The following is a 17,333-nucleotide window of genomic DNA, read 5'->3' on the forward strand; positions in this document are numbered from 1 at the left end:
GTCCTTCTTGCTGCATCCAGTGATGCGTCATCAATACGGGGTCAGAGCCGCCATACAGCCCTCGACGAACCTGCTACCGCCCTGTCAGGTCGGAGCATTGCTCGCTCAACAAAATGGACTCTAGATCCATTGACTGCGAAGACCATGGCGCCGTTTCGGAAAAGTCCTGCAATTGCAGTGTCGAGGACGTTGAGCCCACCCGTAAATGTGCCCAGTGACGGCAACACCAGAGCACTGCCATCCGTTACAAAGCACTTCCGCCGAAGTGCTCTTCCCCGGCCGCCTACTCGGGCAATCGGGTGCAGGTGACCCGAAATCTCTCCTGACTCCCCGGTCGGCTCATGACGAAAAACGCAAGGCCCGCGCTCCAGAACCTTCATGCCCTTTCCGCCAAGATGGGCAGGCGGATCGGGGTCATGATTGCCCTCCACCCAATACCACTCAACAGAGGAGGTCAGGCGCCGGATCCGTGTGACCGCATCGGCTCCGAGCCGGTATTCTGCCTGAGGATCGTGGAAGCTATCGCCCAGTGATATCACTGTCTTTGGGCGATAGGATTCGACCAGCCCCTCGACCAAGGCCAGTGTCGCTCCAGTATCATAAGGCGGTAGAAGCTGGCCTCGGGCGGCAAAGTTCGAACCTTTTTCGAAGTGCAGGTCGGAGACGACAAGCGTCCTTTCCCGTTCCCACCATAATGCCCCCTGCCCGGTGGGCAGAAACATCTCGCCTGCGACACAGAGGAAGGTGTCCGGCAACTTTGCGGAAACGCTTGGCGACATGCTCTGAAAGTGCTGGGCACCGCCTCCAAGGTCAAGCAGCCGGAAGCGGCTATATGTGAATGACGCGCCCATACGCCGAAAGCACGGATTCGTGCATCATTTCCGATAGTGTGGGGTGCGGGAAGATGGTGTTCATCAGTTCGGCCTCCGTCAGTTCGCCTTCCCGGGCGATGACATAGCCCTGAATCAACTCGGTCACTTCCGCACCAACCATATGGGCGCCGAGAAGCTCGCCGGTCTCTGCGTCGAAGACGGTTTTTACCAGTCCCTCGGAGGCGCCCAACGCAATGGCTTTGCCGTTGCCAATGAAGGGGAACTTGCCAACCTTAACCTTGTGGCCAGCTTCCTTGGCCTTGGTTTCCGTCAGCCCCACACTCGCGACCTGAGGATGCGAATAAGTGCACCCCGGCACGTTCGACGCATCAAACGCGTGCGCTTCATTTCCGCCTGCGATGCCCTCGACGCACACGACGCCTTCATGTGAGGCCTTGTGGGCCAGCCACGGCGGGCCCGTCAGGTCGCCAATGGCATAGAGGCCAGGAACGCCCGTGCGCCCGAAGCCATCAACGACGACATGCGTTTTCTCGACCTTCGCGCCGAGTTCTTCCAGGCCCAGTCCCTCGACATTTCCGACGATCCCAATGGCGAGAATCGCCCGGTCGGCCTCGATTGTCTCGGACTTGCCGCCCACGGAAAGCTCTGCTGTGACCTTGTCCTTGTCCTTCTTCAGGGATTTCACCTGCGCGCCGACGCGGAATTCGAGCCCCTGCTTCTCGAACTGCTTGCGCGCCAGGCCAGAAATTTCTTCGTCTTCAACAGGAAGGATCCGGTCGAGGGCTTCTACAACGGTCACGTTGCTGCCAAGCTCATTGTAAAAGCTTGCAAACTCGATCCCGATCGCGCCTGACCCGATCACCAGAAGTTTCTTTGGGGTTACATCCGGCACCATCGCATCGCGATAGGTCCAGATGAGTTTCCCGTCCGGCTCCAGACCTGCCTGCGGAATAGCCCTTGCTCGTGCACCTGTGGCAAGCATGACGTGCTTGGCCTGGTATTCCTTGCTCTTGCCATCCTTGTCCTTCACGACCACGCCCGGCGCAGGCTTGCCCTTCTTGAGGGTAGCCTCGCCCATGATCACCTCGATCTTGTTTTTCTTCATCAGGTGGCCAACGCCGCCCGAGAGCTGCTTGGCGACATCGCGCGAGCGCTTCACGACGGCTTGAAGGTCAAAGTCCGCCTTGTCGATCTTGAGACCGAAGGATTTGGCATTCTTGGCCAGGTGCAACACTTCCGCCGAGCGCAGCAGTGCCTTGGTGGGAATGCAGCCCCAGTTCAGGCAGATGCCGCCGAGCGACTCGCGTTCGACGATCGCGACCTTCATGCCGAGCTGTGAGGCGCGGATGGCGGCCACATAGCCGCCGGGGCCTGAGCCTATAACGATCAGGTCAAAGTCAGCCATATTGGCCTCCATAAATCAAAGCAGCATGCTTTCAGGGCTTTCAACGTATTGTTTGAAAGCCTGTAGCCAGCGTGCCCCTTCCGCGCCGCCAATCACGCGGTGGTCACACGACAGCGTTACCGTCATGACAGTCGCCGGCACGATCTCGTCTTTCGCGTTCACGACGGCCCGCTTCTCCCCTGCCCCGACCGACAGGATCATGCCTTCCGGCTGGTTGATGATCGAGCCGAAGGATTTGATGCCAAACATGCCAAGGTTCGAGATGGAAAACGTCCCGCCAGAATACTCCTGTGGCTTGAGCTTGCGCTCACGTGCCCGAGTAGCGAGGTCTTTCATTTCAGCGGCAATGGTGGCCAGACCTTTGGTCTGAGCATCGAAGATGACCGGCGTGATCAACCCGCCATCAATGGCTACGGCAACCGAGATATGCGCCGACTTGTGGTAGGCGATGCCTTTGTCGGAGAAGCTCGCATTGCAATCCGGCTCAGCCATAAGCGCGAGCGCGGAAGCCTTGATGAGCATGTCATTGACCGAAATCTTGACGCCTTCCGGTGCCGCTTCATTGATCCCGGCCCGTGCCGCAAGCAGCTTGTCGAGTTTGATATCGATATTGAGCGGGAAGTGCGGCACCTGCATGAAGCTCTGCGTGAGGCGCTTGGCTACGGTCTTGCGCATGCCATCAAGTGGCTTCAACTCGTAGCTGTCAGGCGCATAGACACGGTCGTCCAGAACCTGCGGCAGAATGAGACCGTCGGGAACCGCAGCCGGCGAGGCACCCGGTTGGGCGGCCGCCTGGCCAGGTTCAGCACTTTCGACGTCCTTCTTCACGATGCGGCCATGCGGCCCGGAGCCTTTCAGCGCTGACAGGTCGATGCCACGCAATTTGGCAAGACGCCTAGCAAGCGGACTCGCCTTTATACGGTCCTTGCCATCGCCGACATCAGCAAGCTTCATCGGTGTCGAGCCGAGTTCTTTTGAAACGTCCTTGCCCTGCGCCTCTCTGGGTTCCTGCTCGATTTTAGAAGTAGGAGCTGACCTGGCCTCTTCTTTCTTCGGCTCCGATCCGGTTAAGGCAGATTGGTCCTCGGACTTATCCTCCGCCTTTGCCTCTTCCTTTTTTGGGGCGCTGGTGCCCGTTTCCTTCGGCGCCTCGATTGCGTCCGGGTCTTCTCCCTCTTCCGCAAGAAGCGCAATGACAGAGTTGACCTTCACGCCTTCGGTGCCTTCGTTCACGAGGATTTTCGCGATAGTCCCCTCATCGACGGCCTCGACTTCCATCGTGGCCTTGTCGGTCTCGATTTCTGCGATCACATCTCCGGAAGAAATGGTATCACCCGGCTTTACGAGCCACTTCGCAAGCGTGCCCTCTTCCATCGTCGGCGACAGAGCTGGCATCGTGATATTAACAGCCATCAGCTCTCAACCTTGTTCACTGTGCCAGAGAGATTAGGCGCATGTTTCAGGCGCTCATAAAGACCACCCACGATTTGCTCCATGATAGCCTGAGCCGACGGCCCTTCAGGATCCTGCTCGCGGAGAACCTTGGTCACCTGTTTTGCAATGTCGGCAAGGATGAAGCCCCACATTGCCGGCTCTTTGGCCGGGTCCCCAGCCAGGCCAACCTTGAGGCTGACATGATCGGTATTGTTCGCAATCCAGAAGCGGACGAATTCCTGAGCCTCCGCATCCGGAGGGATGCTGCCGGGAACATTCAGCGAATTTTGATTATCCGACATAGCACACCTCTTTTGCAGCCTTGATAATATCTGCCGTGCCCGGAAGGCTAAGCGCCTCCAGGTTCGCAGCATACGGAAGCGGCACATCCTTCTGGTGAACCCGCGCAGGCGGTGCATCGAGATAGTCGAAAGCCTCGTTCACAACTGTGGCGCAAATTTCTGCGCCGACACCCATAAAGCGCCACCCCTCTTCGCACGTCACAATCCGGTTCGTCTTCTTGACGCTCTCAACGACGGTATCGGTATCGAGTGGCCGTAGTGACCGAAGGTCGATCACCTCAGCTTCAATACCTTCTTCCGCGAGCTTTTCAGCCGCCTGGAGCGCAAAGCCGACCATCCGGGAATGAGCGACAAGCGTGACATCCCTACCAGGACGCCGAATTCGCGCCTTTCCAATCGGGAGCGTGTAGTCCTCGAGATCGGGAACCGGGAAGCTCTCCCCATAGAGTAACTCGTGCTCCAGAAAGACTACCGGGTTTGGATCGCGGATTGCGGCCTTGAGCAGGCCTTTGGCGTCCGCTGCATCATATGGTGCCACCACTTTCAGGCCAGGCACGTGCGCATACCAGGAGGAATAATCCTGACTGTGCTGTGCGCCCACACGTGCCGCAGCGCCATTTGGACCGCGGAAGACGATCGGACAGCCCATCTGACCACCGGACATATACAATGTCTTCGCAGCCGAATTGATAATCTGGTCAATCGCCTGCATGGCGAAATTGAACGTCATGAATTCCACAATTGGCCGCAGGCCGCCAAACGCAGCCCCGACGCCAAGTCCGGCAAAACCATGCTCCGTAATCGGAGTATCAACCACGCGCTTCGGTCCGAACTCCTGAAGGAGCTCTCGCGTCACTTTGTACGCACCCTGATATTCAGCGACCTCCTCACCCATGACATACACTGTATCGTCGCGGCGCATCTCTTCCGCCATAGCATCGCGCAGCGCATCGCGAACACTGGTGTCGACGAAGGAGGTCCCTTCCGGCACCTCCGGGTCCTTAAGGGTCAACACAGACGGTTCAGGGGGCGTCTCGTCCGCCTCCTCCGCATCACCACCAGCCGGCTCTTCATCTGAATCGCCATCGGCTTCAGGCGTGGTTTCTTCCGCCTTCGCATCATTGCCCGCAGGGTCTGGGGCATCATCAACCGCCGAGGCATCTTCACCCTCTTCAGCGAGGCGAGCGATGACCGAATTCACCTTCACGCCTTCTGTACCTTCCGGCACAATGATCTTCGCAAGCGTGCCCTCGTCCACGGCTTCGACTTCCATCGTGGCCTTATCGGTTTCGATCTCCGCGATGACATCGCCGGACGAAACCTGGTCACCCTCTTTCTTGAGCCACTTCGACAGTGTGCCTTCTTCCATCGTGGGCGAGAGGGCCGGCATCAATACGTCAATCGACATCAGGCTGACTCCACTTCACGCAGCACATCCGTCCAAAGCTCGGCGGGATCCGGCTCAGGACTATCAAGTGAGAAATCTGCCGCATCCTTCACGACGTCCTTGATCTCCTTGTCGAGCTTCTTCAATTCATCCTCGGTCGAGTATTCTTCTTCCAGAATCCTCGCCTTCAACCCGTCAATCGGGTCGTGATGTGTACGGATGTCATCGACTTCCTCACGCTTCCGATACTTCGCCGGGTCGGACATGGAATGCCCGCGATAGCGATAGGTCTTCATTTCGAGGATATACGGCCCTTTTCCGGACCGGGCATACTTGACCGCCTTCTCGCCGGCCTCCTTGACCGCGTACACATCCATGCCGTCGACTTCTTCCCCTTCAATCTCGAAGGAGATGCCCCGCTTGAAAAGCTCGGTTTCCGCGGACGCGCGAGCCACGCTCGTACCCATGGCGTACTGGTTGTTCTCGATCACATAGACGACCGGAAGGTCCCAGAGCGATGCCATATTGAAACTCTCATAGACCTGTCCCTGATTTGCCGCGCCATCGCCGAAATAGGTCACACAAATATTGTCGGTCTCACGGTACTTGTTGGAGAAGGCCATGCCTGTCCCAATCGGGACCTGTGCGCCAACGATGCCATGACCGCCATAGAAGTTCTTCTCTTTGGAGAACATGTGCATGGAGCCGCCTTTGCCCTTGGAATATCCATCGGCGCGCCCCGTCAGCTCTGCCATGACTCCCTTGGGATCCATGTCACACGCCAACATATGGCCGTGGTCGCGGTAGCCCGTGACGATCTGGTCGCCTTCCTTGAGACAGGCCTGCACCCCGGTTACGACAGCTTCCTGCCCAATATACAGGTGGCAGAACCCAGCGATCTTGCCCATGCCATAAAGCTGCCCCGCGCGCTCTTCAAAGCGACGGATGAGAAGCATGTCTCGGTAGAATTTCAGCGCTTCGTCGCGCTTCATCTTGGGTTTCGTCTTTGAGCTTTTGCTCTTGTTCGCCGGCGACTTCGCCATGGAGCCTCCCTATCTGGAAGTCCCCGTTATGTATCCTCGGATGGGGGTACGTCCAGTTTTAGCACCTATGTCAAAATGCAGTCCCGGACTGATCCGTTATGAGAACAATTTCATCCGGATATATATAACCAAGATCGTCCCTTGCGAGTTCCTCAATAAGGTCAGGATCTACAGTTCCCGGCGTTAGTCGAGCAATGTCGGCGCGCAACTGATCATTTGCCGACCGGACCTCTGATAGTTCCTGACGCTTGTCTGCCAGGGTCGACTGCATGTCGCTCCAGTGGCCAAGGCCCTGATCACCGGCGAAGGCGTGATAGGCAAAATAGGCTGTCAGCGCGCACATGGCTGCGGCGGCATATTTCGGGGTCATCTGGATCACCTGCTGAACGCGAATCAGCAAGAGAATCCAGATTGGTAAACAAAGCCTTACGCTCGACTCAGGCGTTGATAAGAGCACGCCCCGCGTAAAGCGCTGCGGCGCCGAGTTCTTCCTCGATCCGGATGAGCTGGTTGTACTTGGCCAGCCGGTCTGAGCGCGACAGCGACCCGGTCTTGATCTGCCCGCAATTCACCGCGACGGCGAGGTCCGCAATCGTTGCATCTTCCGTCTCGCCCGAGCGATGGGACATAACAGCGGTATAAGCATGCCGCTGCGCCAGCTCCACCGCATCCAGTGTCTCCGACAGTGTGCCGATCTGATTGACCTTCACCAGGATGGAATTCGCTGCACCGCGCTCCAGGCCCATGGCGAGACGCTCAGGGTTGGTCACGAAGAGATCATCGCCAACCAGCTGGCACTTGTCGCCAATCGCCTCGGTCAGAATTCGCCAGCCATCCCAGTCATCTTCGGCCATGCCATCTTCGATCGAGACGATGGGATAGCGATTGACGAGATCCTCAAGATACTTCGCCATCCCCTCGGCATCGAGCGTCTTGTTTTCACCGGCCAGGACATACTTGCCATCCTTGCAGAATTCCGTCGACGCAGCATCGAGTGCGAGGACAACTTCCTCCTCCGGCTTGTAACCGGCCTTCTCAATGGCCTTCATAATGTAGCCGATGGCGTCGTCTGTTGAAGACAGGTCAGGCGCAAAGCCCCCTTCATCACCCACCGCTGTATTATGACCTTCGGCGTTCAACAGCTTCTTCAGCGACTGAAACACCTCGGAGCCAACCTGCACGGCTTCCGCAATGTTTTCGGCAGCGACCGGCATGATCATGAATTCCTGAATGTCGATCGGATTATTCGCATGTTCGCCGCCATTGATGATGTTCATCATGGGCGTCGGCAGAATTCGTGCGTTAGAGCCACCGACATAGCGGTAGAGCGGGAGGCCACAACTCTCGGCCGCCGCCTTGGCGACAGCCATCGAAACACCAAGAATGGAATTGGCCCCCAGACGTTTCTTGTTCTCGGTGCCGTCGAGCTCGATCATCAGACCGTCAATCAGACGCTGCTCGGTCGCATCGATGCCAACCAGCTCGTCATTGATTTCGCCATTTACCGCATCGACCGCTTTTGCGACGCCCTTGCCGCCATAGGCCTTCTCGCCGTCGCGCAGCTCGTGAGCTTCATAGGCGCCGGTGGACGCTCCAGAGGGAACCGCCGCACGGCCTGTGGCGCCATTCTCAAGCGTGACATCAACCTCGACGGTGGGATTGCCCCGGCTGTCGAGAATCTGGCGGGCGTAAATGTCGACGATCTCGCTCATGACGATTTCCTGTTCTTTTGGCGGCTCATGTGAGAACGCCCCCGGAGAAATCCGAGGGCGCTCACGTCCGTAATCTGTATCGACAACCGGCGCAAGGCCGGCGTGATAACCTAGAAGTCTTCCTTCGGCTCCAGCACCTGGCGGCCGCGATACACACCGGTCTTCAGATCGATATGGTGCGGACGGCGAAGCTCACCGGATTCGGAATCCTCGATATAGGTGTTGCCTTTCAGCTTGTCGTGGGCGCGGCGCATGCCACGCTTGGACGGCGTCGTTTTTCGCTTCGGGACTGCCATGGTCGTGTTCCAGTATCTGGCGGAGCAAATCACCCCGCGTGAATTCAAACCGCGCGTATACTTACAGGCTTTCGCGAATGCAACCCGTCAGACGAGGCGTGACTGCACTTTCGCCGCCTGGATGAAACTCGCAAAAAGCGGATGCGGCTCGAAGGGGCGAGACTTGAGTTCCGGGTGAAACTGGACGCCGATGAACCAGGGATGGTCATCAAGCTCGATGATTTCAGGCAACAGGCCGTCCGGAGACATGCCGGAGAATGTCACCCCTGCAGCTTCCATCTTCTCGATATAGCCACGGTTCACCTCATAGCGGTGGCGGTGGCGCTCCGAAATCTCATTCGAGCCATAGATTTCGGCGACCTTGCTCCCCTCTTTCAGGATTGCCGGGTAAGCGCCTAGACGCATCGTGCCACCCTTATCGGTATTCTCGTCGCGAGTGATCTTCTCGTTGCCCTTCGTCCATTCCTCAATGAGGCCGACAACAGGTTCGGCGGCCGGTCCGAATTCTGTTGTGGAGGCGCCTTTAAGGCCAGCCATATGGCGGGCTGTCTCGATCACGGATAATTGCATGCCGTAGCAGATGCCAAAGCAGGGAATCTTTCGCTCTCGAGCAAAGCGTGCCGCTCGAATTTTGCCGTGTGCGCCACGTTCACCGAAACCGCCCGGCAGCAGGACGCCATGGACGCCCTCGAGGATATCCAGCGGATGATGTTCGTCATCGAACTGCTCGGAATCGATCATCCGGACCTTCACCCGTACCTTGTTGGCGAGCCCGCCATGAACGAGCGCCTCAGACACTGATTTGTAAGCGTCCGGCACATCCGTATATTTGCCGACCAGCCCAATGCAGACCTCGCCGTCCGGGTTATGGATCGTATGAGCGATCTCGTTCCAGCGTGTGAGATCAGGCTTGGGTGCATCTTCCATCCGGAAATGCCAAAGCACTTCAGTGTCCAGGCCCTCTGCGTGATAGGCTGCGGGAACATCATAGATGTGGCCAACATCGCGCGCCTCGATGACGCTCGACGGGCGCACATTACAGAAGCTCGCGATCTTGCCCTTTTCTGTTTCCGGGATGGGCCGGTCACAGCGGCAAAGCAGAATCTGTGGCTGAATACCAATCGAACGCAGCTCTTTCACGGAGTGCTGGGTCGGCTTGGTCTTCATCTCGCCAGCGGCCGGAATATAGGGCAGCAGCGTCAAATGGATGAAACAGGCACGTTCGGAGCCCAGCTCCTGGCCAAGCTGACGGATCGCTTCGAAAAATGGCAGGCCTTCGATGTCACCAACCGTGCCGCCAATCTCGCAAAGTACAAAGTCGACACCCTCGCCGGGATCCGAAAGGACAAACTCCTTGATGGCATCGGTAACGTGCGGAATGACCTGGATCGTTGCACCGAGGAAATCGCCGCGACGTTCCTTTTCGATGATGTCCTGATAAATACGGCCGGTCGTGATATTGTCTGACTGGCGCGCCGATACGCCTGTGAAGCGTTCATAGTGACCAAGATCGAGATCAGTCTCCGCGCCGTCATCGGTGACGAACACCTCACCATGCTGGCGCGGTGACATCGTTCCGGGATCAACGTTGAGATAAGGATCAAGCTTGCGCAATCGAACCTTATAGCCACGCGCCTGCAGGAGCGAGCCCATGGCTGCCGAAGCGATACCTTTTCCAAGCGAGGAAACCACGCCGCCCGTAATGAAAATATAGCGGATCATGGAAAATCAGTGTGCCCGATTCTGTGCCATCGCCCCAAGCCCGGAACGCAGCATTACTGCCTAAGGCTGCGGTTGATCCACAGCTTCTTCACTTTCGCCCTGTTGGGGAACTTCTGTTGCCAGCGGATCGGCGGCCGGATCCTCTGCAGCAAGCGGGTCGCTCTCCGTGTCAGGTGCGACAGGCTCAATCGTCTCAGTTTCCCCCGGAAGGGAGGTTGATGGCGAATCATCCAGCAAAGGCGCGTCCGGATCAAAGATATCGACAGGACCGCTACCGCCTTCTCCATCCAGCTGCCGCTCAATGGCAGAGCGATCGTCATCAGCCTCGCGGCTGGAAATCGTCGTCAGCACGAGACTGGTAATGAAGAAGATGGCACCAAAGATTATGGTTGTACGAACAAGGGCACCTGCTGCCCCGCGGCCCGACATCAGGCCACCACCGCCTCCGCCGCCTCCGCCGCCAACACCGAGCGCGCCCCCTTCGGAGCGCTGGAGCAGCACGACACAGACGAGCACGATGCTCACAAGAATATGGATGACGAGAATGACGGTCATGGAAGTCTCTTCAAGGTCAGTTCGGCGCCGGATAGGACGTTACGGGTCCGCAGCCAAGACCTGTTGCTCACAAATTGCTGATACCAGCGTCGTAAATGGACAGGAAATCGGGGGCTTTCAAGCTGGCACCACCGATAAGACCGCCGTTGACGTTTTCGAGTGACAGAAGCTCCGCCGCATTACCGGGTTTCATTGAGCCGCCATACAGGATCCTCACATCTGAGCCACTGCCACCAAAGCGCTGGACCAGTTGTTTCCGGATTGCATTGTGCACTTCCTCGACCTGTTCGACCGTGGCCACCTTGCCGGTTCCTATGGCCCAGACAGGCTCATAAGCGACCACGAAGCTGGCGTCTGTCACAGTTTCCGGGATAGAATTGTCGATCTGTCCGGAAATGACTGAAAGCGTCTGGCCGGCTTCGCGCTCGTCCAGAGTTTCACCCACGCATATGATCGGCGTCAGATTTGCGCGAGCGGCAGCTTCTGCTTTCGTTGCAACCATCTCGCTGGACTCATTATGGTCCGCGCGACGTTCAGAATGGCCGAGAATGACATAACTGCCACCGGCATCCGCGATCATCTCCGCTGAGATGTCCCCCGTGTGGGCACCTGAGGGCTCAGCATGGCAATCCTGCCCGCCTGTCTTTAGCGCTGACCCCCTGGCCGCCCGGGACGCACGGTCGAGAAGGGTGGCTGGCGGGCAGATAAGGCAATCGGCACCATCGCTGCGCTCAGACAGCCCATTTACAACCTCTTCGATGACCGCCAGCATTCCTGCCACGCCATTCATCTTCCAGTTTCCAGCAATCAGTGGCCTGATCATGCCGCGTTCCCCATCTTGCAACTCCAAGCGCGCTCGCCTAGCAAGCAGTTCGGTCGGTTACAAGACAATCCCTGAGGCAAAGTTCAAATGCTCACTCTGATCCGCAACATGCTTCGCACGAGGCTCGCAGGCCTCCTGTTTCTGCTGATCATCATCGCCATGGGCGCATGGGGCGTAACCGATGTGTTTTCAGGAAACCTCGGGAACAATCTTGCTGCTGCGGGCGATGTGAAATTCTCCGAAGCCCAACTTGACCAGGAAGTGGAACGCGAACTGCGAACCGCGACTGATGAACGCGGACGGGCATTAAGCAAAGCTCAGGCCTCTGAACAGGGTATGGTTGACCAGATTTATCAGCGCGAGCTCTTCCGGACCGCACTGGTTGCCTATGCCGACCGCCTCGGCGCGGTTGCCACGGACGAAGCCCTCGTCAACGTCGTCCGTAATGACGAAACCTTTCAGGGTGATACGGGGACATTCGACCCGGAACTCTACCGCCAGCTCCTGCGAGCGAACGGTTTCACGCCTGACATGTTCGAGCGCTTCCTGCGCCGGGACCTGACGATTAACTGGCTCACGCAGACCGCGCAGGCCGGTCTGCAGCCACCGCTGTCACTCACCGCCCTGCAGGCGGCTTATTCCGGCGAGCTCCGCAAAGCTTCCTGGTTTGTTCTGTCGCGGGAAAACCTGCCGGAGCCGGATCCCGTGACCGACGAAGATATTGCGGTCTTCTACGAAGAACAGCAGCAGGCCCTGACCAATCCACCACGCCGGGCCATCAGCCTTGTTCACCTGACCGTCGACGACTTCATGAGCCAGGCTGAATACACTGAAGACGACCTGCAAGCGTATTATGATGCGGTCAAAGGCCAGGAATACACGGGGCCGGATACGCGCACATGGACAGAGTTTGTGTTCCAGTCAGAAGAGGAAGCGCGCGATGCGCTGGGCCGCATTGCCGGGGGCGCGGCTCCTGCGTCCCTTGGCGGGCTTGCAAATTCAGCCGAGCGCACCGGCAAGCGCAGCAGCATGTCGAACACATCCCTGGCCGACAGGGTCTTTGGGCCAACCGCTCAACCCGGCGGAATTTTCGGACCGGTACAGACGGGTAATTTCTATACCGTCGCAAGACTTGAATCGATCGAACCCGGTGAAGCTATTCCGTTCGAGGAGGTTCGCGACCAGATTGTAGACGAAGTCTCGCGCGAGCAGGCGATTGGACTTTATTACGACTCCATCAGTCAGTTGGACGGGCTTATCGGCACAGGTGCCGACCTGGAACAGATCGCCGAACAGATGGGAACGCCTGTTCTGAGTTTTGCTCCTGTCGACCGAAGCGGCGTTACCGAGAAAGGGCTGGCCCCCTCTGTCCTCCGCCGAAACCCTGATATTCTGTCGCGAGCGTTTGAACTCACCGAAGGCGGGCGCACCCCCAGGTTTGGCCAGGACGAGTCAGCTTACATGCTGCGTGTCGACCGTGTCGTTGACGCCTTCACACCACCACTCGAAGATCTTCGCGAAGACCTTCGCACCGTACTTGAACGTCAACGTCAGTCGCAGGCCCTGACCAACGCGGCTCAGGATATCAAGAAGCAACTTGAAGCTGGTGAAATCACGCTCGAAGAAGCCGCCGCACAGTACGGGGCCACAACAGAGGCACCGGATCAGGCATTTACCCGCCGCGCATCAGAGACATCAGTCATTCCCCCGGCCTTCGTGCCAGGTGTCTTTTCCCTGAAGCGCGAAGGCGATGTTCACGTCACGCCGACGGAGCAACAGGACGAGATTGCCATTGTCCAACTGGTCGAGATCGATAGGCCGACCCCAGCTGAACTGCGGGCTCTGGCTCCGGTTTCCGAGCCCCAGATGAGGCAGCAACTCAACAATGATCTGCTCGAAGCTTTCGTGGCCAGCGCGCAGGATGCTGTAAATCTTGAAGTGAACCCGCAGGCACTTGAGGCCTACAAGGCGCGCATAAATCCGGACACATGAAACAGGATCAACTGATCGTTCGGCGGCGGATCGGCGATATCGAGACGCCGGTCTCCGCCATGCTCAAGCTCGGGCCAGAGGCGCCGGGGTCTTTCCTGTTCGAATCCATTCATGGCGGTGAGCGCCTCGGGCGCTACTCCTTTGTCGGTGTCGATCCTCTGAAATGGTTCCGCATCCACGACGGCAGGGCTGAGACAGCCAGCACGCCGGACTTCGACGATGCTCAACCGGTGGAGGGCGAGCCCATTGAAGCGCTACGCAACTTCGCGGTAAAAGCCCGCGCCGAGACCGAGGTCGAAGGCTTGCCACCCATGGCGTCAGGCGCTTTCGGCTACGTCGGCTATGATATGATCCGCTATGTCGAGCCGGTGGAAATAAACGCTCGCGACGATCTCCACGTGCCCGACGCCTTGTTACTCATTCCGGGCGTCGTCATCATTTTCGATCATCTTTATCAGGAAATGCTCCTTGTCGGCCGCACCGATGGCGACGACACAGCGGCAGCTCAACGTCGGCTTGATGCCGTCGAGGAAGCGCTTGAGAAGATAGCGCCTGTGACGCCACGCGATCGGGTCGCTGATACGCTGCCATTCACATCGAACACAAGCAAGAAGCGCTATTTCGACATGGTCGAGAAAGCCGTAGACTATGCGCGTGCGGGGGATACGTTTCAGATCGTCCCCAGCCAGCGCTTTTCTGCCCCCTTCAAGCGCCACTCGATCAGCCTTTATCGAGCCTTGAGACGGCTCAACCCCTCAGCTTTCATGTTCCACATGAATCTCGGCGATGTCCGCCTGGTGGGCTCAAGCCCCGAAATCCTGGTTCGGTTACGCGAAGGCCGGGTGGCGATACGTCCGATTGCAGGCACACGCCCACGTTCCGGCGACCCGGTCGAGGATGCGCATCGCGCAGCGGACCTGCTCGCGGACGAGAAGGAATGTGCCGAGCACCTCATGCTGCTCGACCTGGGTCGCAACGATGTCGGGCGCGTAGCGGCCTTTGGAAGCGTTGAAGTGAGCGAGCAATTCGTCGTCGAGCGCTATAGCCACGTCATGCACATCGTCAGTCACGTTGAAGGCAATTTGCGTGAAGGACTGGACGCCGTCGACGCGCTGCTCGCGGGCCTACCTGCCGGGACGGTCTCCGGCGCACCAAAAATCCGGGCAATGCAGATCATTGACGAACTCGAGACATCCCGCCGTGGCATCTATGGCGGGGCTGTTGGCTATTTCGGCTGGAACGGGGACATGGACACGTGTATCGCCCTCAGAACAGCGGTCCTGAAGGATGGACAGATCCATGTTCAGGCGGGCGGCGGGGTCGTACTCGATAGTGTGCCGCAATACGAATACGATGAAACCGTCCACAAGGCAGGCGCTCTCAAACGCGCTGCCGAGATGGCTGCCATCTATGAGTTCGATCAATGATCCTTGTTGTCGATAACTATGACAGCTTCACCTGGAACCTGGTTCATTACATCGAACAGGCCGGCGGTCGCACCAAGGTCATCCGCAATGATGTCACAACCGCCGAAGAAGCGCTGGCGCTGAAACCCAGTGGCGTTATCCTTTCACCTGGGCCCTGCACACCGCGCGAGGCCGGCATTTGCGTCGATTTGATCAAGGCAGCTCCGGATGATCTTCCCATCCTCGGCGTCTGCCTCGGACACCAGTCGATCGGCGATGCTATGGGAGAACCCGTTATTCACGCGCAGGCCATCCTGCACGGAAAGATTTCTCGCATTCGTAATATGCAGAGTGGCCTCTTCGAAGGGCTGCCGGAACAGTATGACGTTGTGCGATATCACTCCCTCGCCATTCCCGCTGATCGGCTTCCTGATACGCTGGTGGCCGACGCCTGGACCGAGGACGGTGAGATCATGGCCGTCCATCACAAGACCCGCCCGGTCTATGGCGTGCAATTCCATCCGGAATCCATCAAAACTGAATACGGCCACGAACTGATTGAGAATTTCATCCGCCTGACATGACCACCACACCTGCCCTTTCCATAGCGATCAAAGCGCTCGCCCGGAGCGAAGAACTGCCTCAGGAGACGCTGGTTTCAGCGTTCGACATACTTCTTTCAGGTGGTGCTCAACCAGAACAGGTCGGGGCTTTCCTGATGGGACTCGCGGTCCGCGGCGAAACATCCAACGAGCTTTATGCCGGCGCCAAGGTCATGCGCGAGCATGCGCGCACGGTCAGCCTTGTTGGTCCCCTGCTCGACACCTGCGGCACAGGCGGCCTTCCCTGGACATCGCTGAACACCTCTACGGCGAGCGCCCTTGTCACCGCAGCTGCTGGTGGACGGGTTGCCAAGCATGGCAATCGCTCTGTGCCACCCAAGACCGGCTCAGCAGATGTTCTCGAAGCCCTTGGCGTCGAACTTGATATCTCGGCGGGGACCTTTTCCGCCTGCATCGAGCGCGCTGGCGTCGGTTTCCTGTTTGCCCGCAGTCATCACTCAGCCATGCGCCATGTCGCGCCAATTCGCGCCAGCCTCGGCATCAGGAGCATCTTCAATCTGCTCGGCCCACTTTCCAATCCCGCAAATGCCACGCACCAGATTCTCGGCGTTTACGAACCACGCTGGCTGGAACCCATGGCGCAGACCCTGCTAAAACTCGGCGTGCAGAAAGCTTGGGTCGTTCATGGTCTGGATGGCATAGACGAGCTTTCCATCTCAGGGCCGTCGCGCGTGCTTGAAGTTTCTGGCGGCAAGCTCATAGAAATGACAATCAATCCGGCGGACGCCGGTCTCGATCTGAGCCCTTTATCCGCACTCGAAGGCGGGACGCCGGAGCAGAACTCAGCCGCCATTCGCGAGCTGCTTGAAGGCAGGCCCGGGCCATTTCGAGATGTTGTCCTGCTGAATGCAGCCGCAGGCCTGCACATTCTTGGGCTTGCAGATACGCTGGAAAAGGGGGCAGGCATGGCTGCAAATGCAATCGATACCGGAGAGGCACTGAAGACCCTCTCAACCTTGGCAGACATCAGTCACGGCCGGAGCTAGCCTATGGCGACCGCCCTCGATAAAATTATCGACTACAAACGCGACGAAGTTGCAGCCCTGAAGGCAAAGCGCTCGATGCCCGAGCTCCTTGCCAAAGCAAAAGAGGCACCCACCCCACGCGGCTTCGCTCAGCGGATGGATGATATCGTGGCCACGGGGGCCAATGCGCTCATTTGCGAACTCAAGCGCAAGTCACCCTCGGCTGGTGATATCCTGCCCGGCGCTGACCCGATTGAAATCGCCCGGGAATACGAGGCGGGTGGCGCCGCCTGTCTCTCCATCCTGACCGATTTCAGGAGCTTTGGTGGATCACTGGACGACCTTGCAGCTATCCGTGCAGTCGTCAGCCTTCCAATCCTCCGCAAGGAATTCATGATCGACGAAATCCAGGTCGCCGAAGCACGAGCTTATGGGGCCGATGCAATCCTTGTTATTCTGTCGGCTGTCGATGACGCGCTGGCGCATGCTCTTGGCCAGGCGGCAACCGAGCTTGGCATGGACGTCATTGTCGAGGTCCACGACGAAACAGAACTGGAACGTGCAAACCGCCTCCCCTTTTCACTTGTTGGAATAAACAATCGCGATCTGAAACGAATGGTCACGGATCTTTCGACGACAGAGCGTCTGGCTGACAGCCTGGCAGATGGAAAAAGCCTTATCTCTGAAAGTGGTATCTCTACACCGGATCATATCCAGCGCCTTCGGAAAGCAGGGCCGAGACGATATCTTATTGGAGAAAGTCTGATGAAATCGACCAACCGCCCACGCCAGTGCACAAATTTACGTAACGCTTCCTGATATTGACCTGAAACGA

Annotated in this window: 17 protein-coding genes; 5 read left to right on the top strand and 12 right to left on the bottom strand. The window is 58.1% G+C overall.

The window, feature by feature from the left end; genetic code table 11:
• Positions 1-41: 41 nt before the first annotated feature.
• The 12 genes from pdeM to tpiA all read right to left on the bottom strand — a co-directional run bounded on the left by pdeM (position 42) and on the right by tpiA (position 11,512).
• Positions 42-851 (bottom strand): ligase-associated DNA damage response endonuclease PdeM, encoded by an 810-nt coding sequence (gene pdeM, locus Q1K29_RS05705; protein ID WP_366524168.1) that lies wholly within the window; start codon positions 849-851, stop codon positions 42-44.
• Positions 829-2,238 carry a dihydrolipoyl dehydrogenase gene (gene lpdA, locus Q1K29_RS05710; RefSeq protein WP_300391999.1) on the bottom strand — a complete coding sequence of 470 codons (1,410 nt, stop codon included), beginning with the start codon at positions 2,236-2,238 and terminating at the stop codon, positions 829-831. Before lpdA ends, pdeM begins: the two co-directional genes overlap by 23 nt.
• 15 nt (positions 2,239-2,253) lie before the next feature.
• A complete protein-coding gene (locus tag Q1K29_RS05715) occupies positions 2,254-3,651 on the bottom strand; it encodes a pyruvate dehydrogenase complex dihydrolipoamide acetyltransferase (RefSeq protein WP_300392000.1) in 1,398 nt (465 codons plus the stop codon).
• The gene (locus tag Q1K29_RS05720) at positions 3,651-3,974 is read right to left on the bottom strand and encodes a DUF5076 domain-containing protein (protein WP_300392001.1); all 324 of its coding nucleotides are present in this window, start codon (positions 3,972-3,974) and stop codon (positions 3,651-3,653) included. The genes Q1K29_RS05715 and Q1K29_RS05720 overlap by 1 nt, the downstream gene beginning before the upstream one ends.
• Entirely contained in the window at positions 3,964-5,382 is a 1,419-nt protein-coding gene (locus tag Q1K29_RS05725; RefSeq protein ID WP_300392002.1) for a pyruvate dehydrogenase complex E1 component subunit beta, read from the bottom strand. Before Q1K29_RS05725 ends, Q1K29_RS05720 begins: the two co-directional genes overlap by 11 nt.
• Complete coding sequence (gene pdhA / locus Q1K29_RS05730; RefSeq protein ID WP_300392003.1) at positions 5,382-6,404, bottom strand: pyruvate dehydrogenase (acetyl-transferring) E1 component subunit alpha; 1,023 nt, start codon at positions 6,402-6,404, stop codon at positions 5,382-5,384. The genes Q1K29_RS05725 and pdhA overlap by 1 nt, the downstream gene beginning before the upstream one ends.
• A gap of 70 nt (positions 6,405-6,474) precedes the next feature.
• Positions 6,475-6,774, bottom strand: a complete 300-nt coding sequence (locus Q1K29_RS05735; protein WP_300392004.1) for a septum formation initiator family protein — start codon at positions 6,772-6,774, stop codon at positions 6,475-6,477.
• A gap of 67 nt (positions 6,775-6,841) precedes the next feature.
• Positions 6,842-8,116 (bottom strand): phosphopyruvate hydratase, encoded by a 1,275-nt coding sequence (eno, locus tag Q1K29_RS05740; protein WP_300392005.1) that lies wholly within the window; start codon positions 8,114-8,116, stop codon positions 6,842-6,844.
• Between the two features lie 110 nt (positions 8,117-8,226).
• Entirely contained in the window at positions 8,227-8,412 is a 186-nt protein-coding gene (gene rpmF, locus Q1K29_RS05745) for a 50S ribosomal protein L32 (protein ID WP_300392006.1), read from the bottom strand.
• An 87-nt stretch (positions 8,413-8,499) separates the two neighbouring features.
• Positions 8,500-10,134, bottom strand: coding sequence for a CTP synthase (locus Q1K29_RS05750; protein ID WP_300392007.1), 1,635 nt, complete (start codon positions 10,132-10,134; stop codon positions 8,500-8,502).
• A gap of 60 nt (positions 10,135-10,194) precedes the next feature.
• Positions 10,195-10,689 carry a preprotein translocase subunit SecG gene (gene secG, locus Q1K29_RS05755; protein WP_300392008.1) on the bottom strand — a complete coding sequence of 165 codons (495 nt, stop codon included), beginning with the start codon at positions 10,687-10,689 and terminating at the stop codon, positions 10,195-10,197.
• A gap of 67 nt (positions 10,690-10,756) precedes the next feature.
• Entirely contained in the window at positions 10,757-11,512 is a 756-nt protein-coding gene (tpiA, locus tag Q1K29_RS05760; RefSeq protein WP_300392009.1) for a triose-phosphate isomerase, read from the bottom strand.
• Between the two features lie 87 nt (positions 11,513-11,599).
• Here tpiA and Q1K29_RS05765 point away from each other — a divergent pair, with 87 nt between their 5' ends.
• From Q1K29_RS05765 to trpC, 5 genes are read left to right on the top strand one after another with little or no spacing between them, the layout of a single operon-like run.
• Positions 11,600-13,504, top strand: a complete 1,905-nt coding sequence (locus Q1K29_RS05765) for a SurA N-terminal domain-containing protein (RefSeq protein WP_300392010.1) — start codon at positions 11,600-11,602, stop codon at positions 13,502-13,504.
• Complete coding sequence (trpE, locus tag Q1K29_RS05770; protein WP_300392011.1) at positions 13,501-14,931, top strand: anthranilate synthase component I; 1,431 nt, start codon at positions 13,501-13,503, stop codon at positions 14,929-14,931. The genes Q1K29_RS05765 and trpE overlap by 4 nt, the downstream gene beginning before the upstream one ends.
• On the top strand, positions 14,928-15,494 hold the full coding sequence (locus Q1K29_RS05775) for an aminodeoxychorismate/anthranilate synthase component II (protein ID WP_300392012.1): 567 nt from the start codon (positions 14,928-14,930) through the stop codon (positions 15,492-15,494). Before trpE ends, Q1K29_RS05775 begins: the two co-directional genes overlap by 4 nt.
• Positions 15,491-16,519: an anthranilate phosphoribosyltransferase gene (gene trpD / locus Q1K29_RS05780; protein WP_300392013.1), complete on the top strand. Its 1,029-nt coding sequence runs from the start codon at positions 15,491-15,493 to the stop codon at positions 16,517-16,519. The genes Q1K29_RS05775 and trpD overlap by 4 nt, the downstream gene beginning before the upstream one ends.
• Positions 16,520-16,522: 3 nt before the next feature.
• Positions 16,523-17,317, top strand: a complete 795-nt coding sequence (gene trpC, locus Q1K29_RS05785) for an indole-3-glycerol phosphate synthase TrpC (protein WP_300392014.1) — start codon at positions 16,523-16,525, stop codon at positions 17,315-17,317.
• Positions 17,318-17,333: the final 16 nt, after the last annotated feature.

Source organism: Henriciella sp. (assembly GCF_029937755.1).
In the GTDB taxonomy this organism is placed as follows: Bacteria; Pseudomonadota; Alphaproteobacteria; order Caulobacterales; family Hyphomonadaceae; genus Henriciella.

Excerpts from the sequence above, each read along its gene's own strand:
- secG (WP_300392008.1), bottom strand. The coding sequence starts at position 10,689 with ATGACCGTCATTCTCGTCATCCATATTCTTGTGAGCATCGTGCTCGTC.
- trpE (WP_300392011.1), top strand. The coding sequence starts at position 13,501 with ATGAAACAGGATCAACTGATCGTTCGGCGGCGGATCGGCGATATCGAG.
- Q1K29_RS05775 (WP_300392012.1), top strand. The coding sequence starts at position 14,928 with ATGATCCTTGTTGTCGATAACTATGACAGCTTCACCTGGAACCTGGTT.
- Q1K29_RS05735 (WP_300392004.1), bottom strand. The coding sequence starts at position 6,774 with ATGACCCCGAAATATGCCGCCGCAGCCATGTGCGCGCTGACAGCCTAT.
- pdeM (WP_366524168.1), bottom strand. The coding sequence starts at position 851 with ATGGGCGCGTCATTCACATATAGCCGCTTCCGGCTGCTTGACCTTGGA.
- Q1K29_RS05715 (WP_300392000.1), bottom strand. The coding sequence starts at position 3,651 with ATGGCTGTTAATATCACGATGCCAGCTCTGTCGCCGACGATGGAAGAG.
- trpD (WP_300392013.1), top strand. The coding sequence starts at position 15,491 with ATGACCACCACACCTGCCCTTTCCATAGCGATCAAAGCGCTCGCCCGG.
- Q1K29_RS05725 (WP_300392002.1), bottom strand. The coding sequence starts at position 5,382 with ATGTCGATTGACGTATTGATGCCGGCCCTCTCGCCCACGATGGAAGAA.
- pdhA (WP_300392003.1), bottom strand. The coding sequence starts at position 6,404 with ATGGCGAAGTCGCCGGCGAACAAGAGCAAAAGCTCAAAGACGAAACCC.
- tpiA (WP_300392009.1), bottom strand. The coding sequence starts at position 11,512 with ATGATCAGGCCACTGATTGCTGGAAACTGGAAGATGAATGGCGTGGCA.
- rpmF (WP_300392006.1), bottom strand. The coding sequence starts at position 8,412 with ATGGCAGTCCCGAAGCGAAAAACGACGCCGTCCAAGCGTGGCATGCGC.
- Q1K29_RS05750 (WP_300392007.1), bottom strand. The coding sequence starts at position 10,134 with ATGATCCGCTATATTTTCATTACGGGCGGCGTGGTTTCCTCGCTTGGA.
- Q1K29_RS05765 (WP_300392010.1), top strand. The coding sequence starts at position 11,600 with ATGCTCACTCTGATCCGCAACATGCTTCGCACGAGGCTCGCAGGCCTC.
- lpdA (WP_300391999.1), bottom strand. The coding sequence starts at position 2,238 with ATGGCTGACTTTGACCTGATCGTTATAGGCTCAGGCCCCGGCGGCTAT.
- eno (WP_300392005.1), bottom strand. The coding sequence starts at position 8,116 with ATGAGCGAGATCGTCGACATTTACGCCCGCCAGATTCTCGACAGCCGG.
- trpC (WP_300392014.1), top strand. The coding sequence starts at position 16,523 with ATGGCGACCGCCCTCGATAAAATTATCGACTACAAACGCGACGAAGTT.
- Q1K29_RS05720 (WP_300392001.1), bottom strand. The coding sequence starts at position 3,974 with ATGTCGGATAATCAAAATTCGCTGAATGTTCCCGGCAGCATCCCTCCG.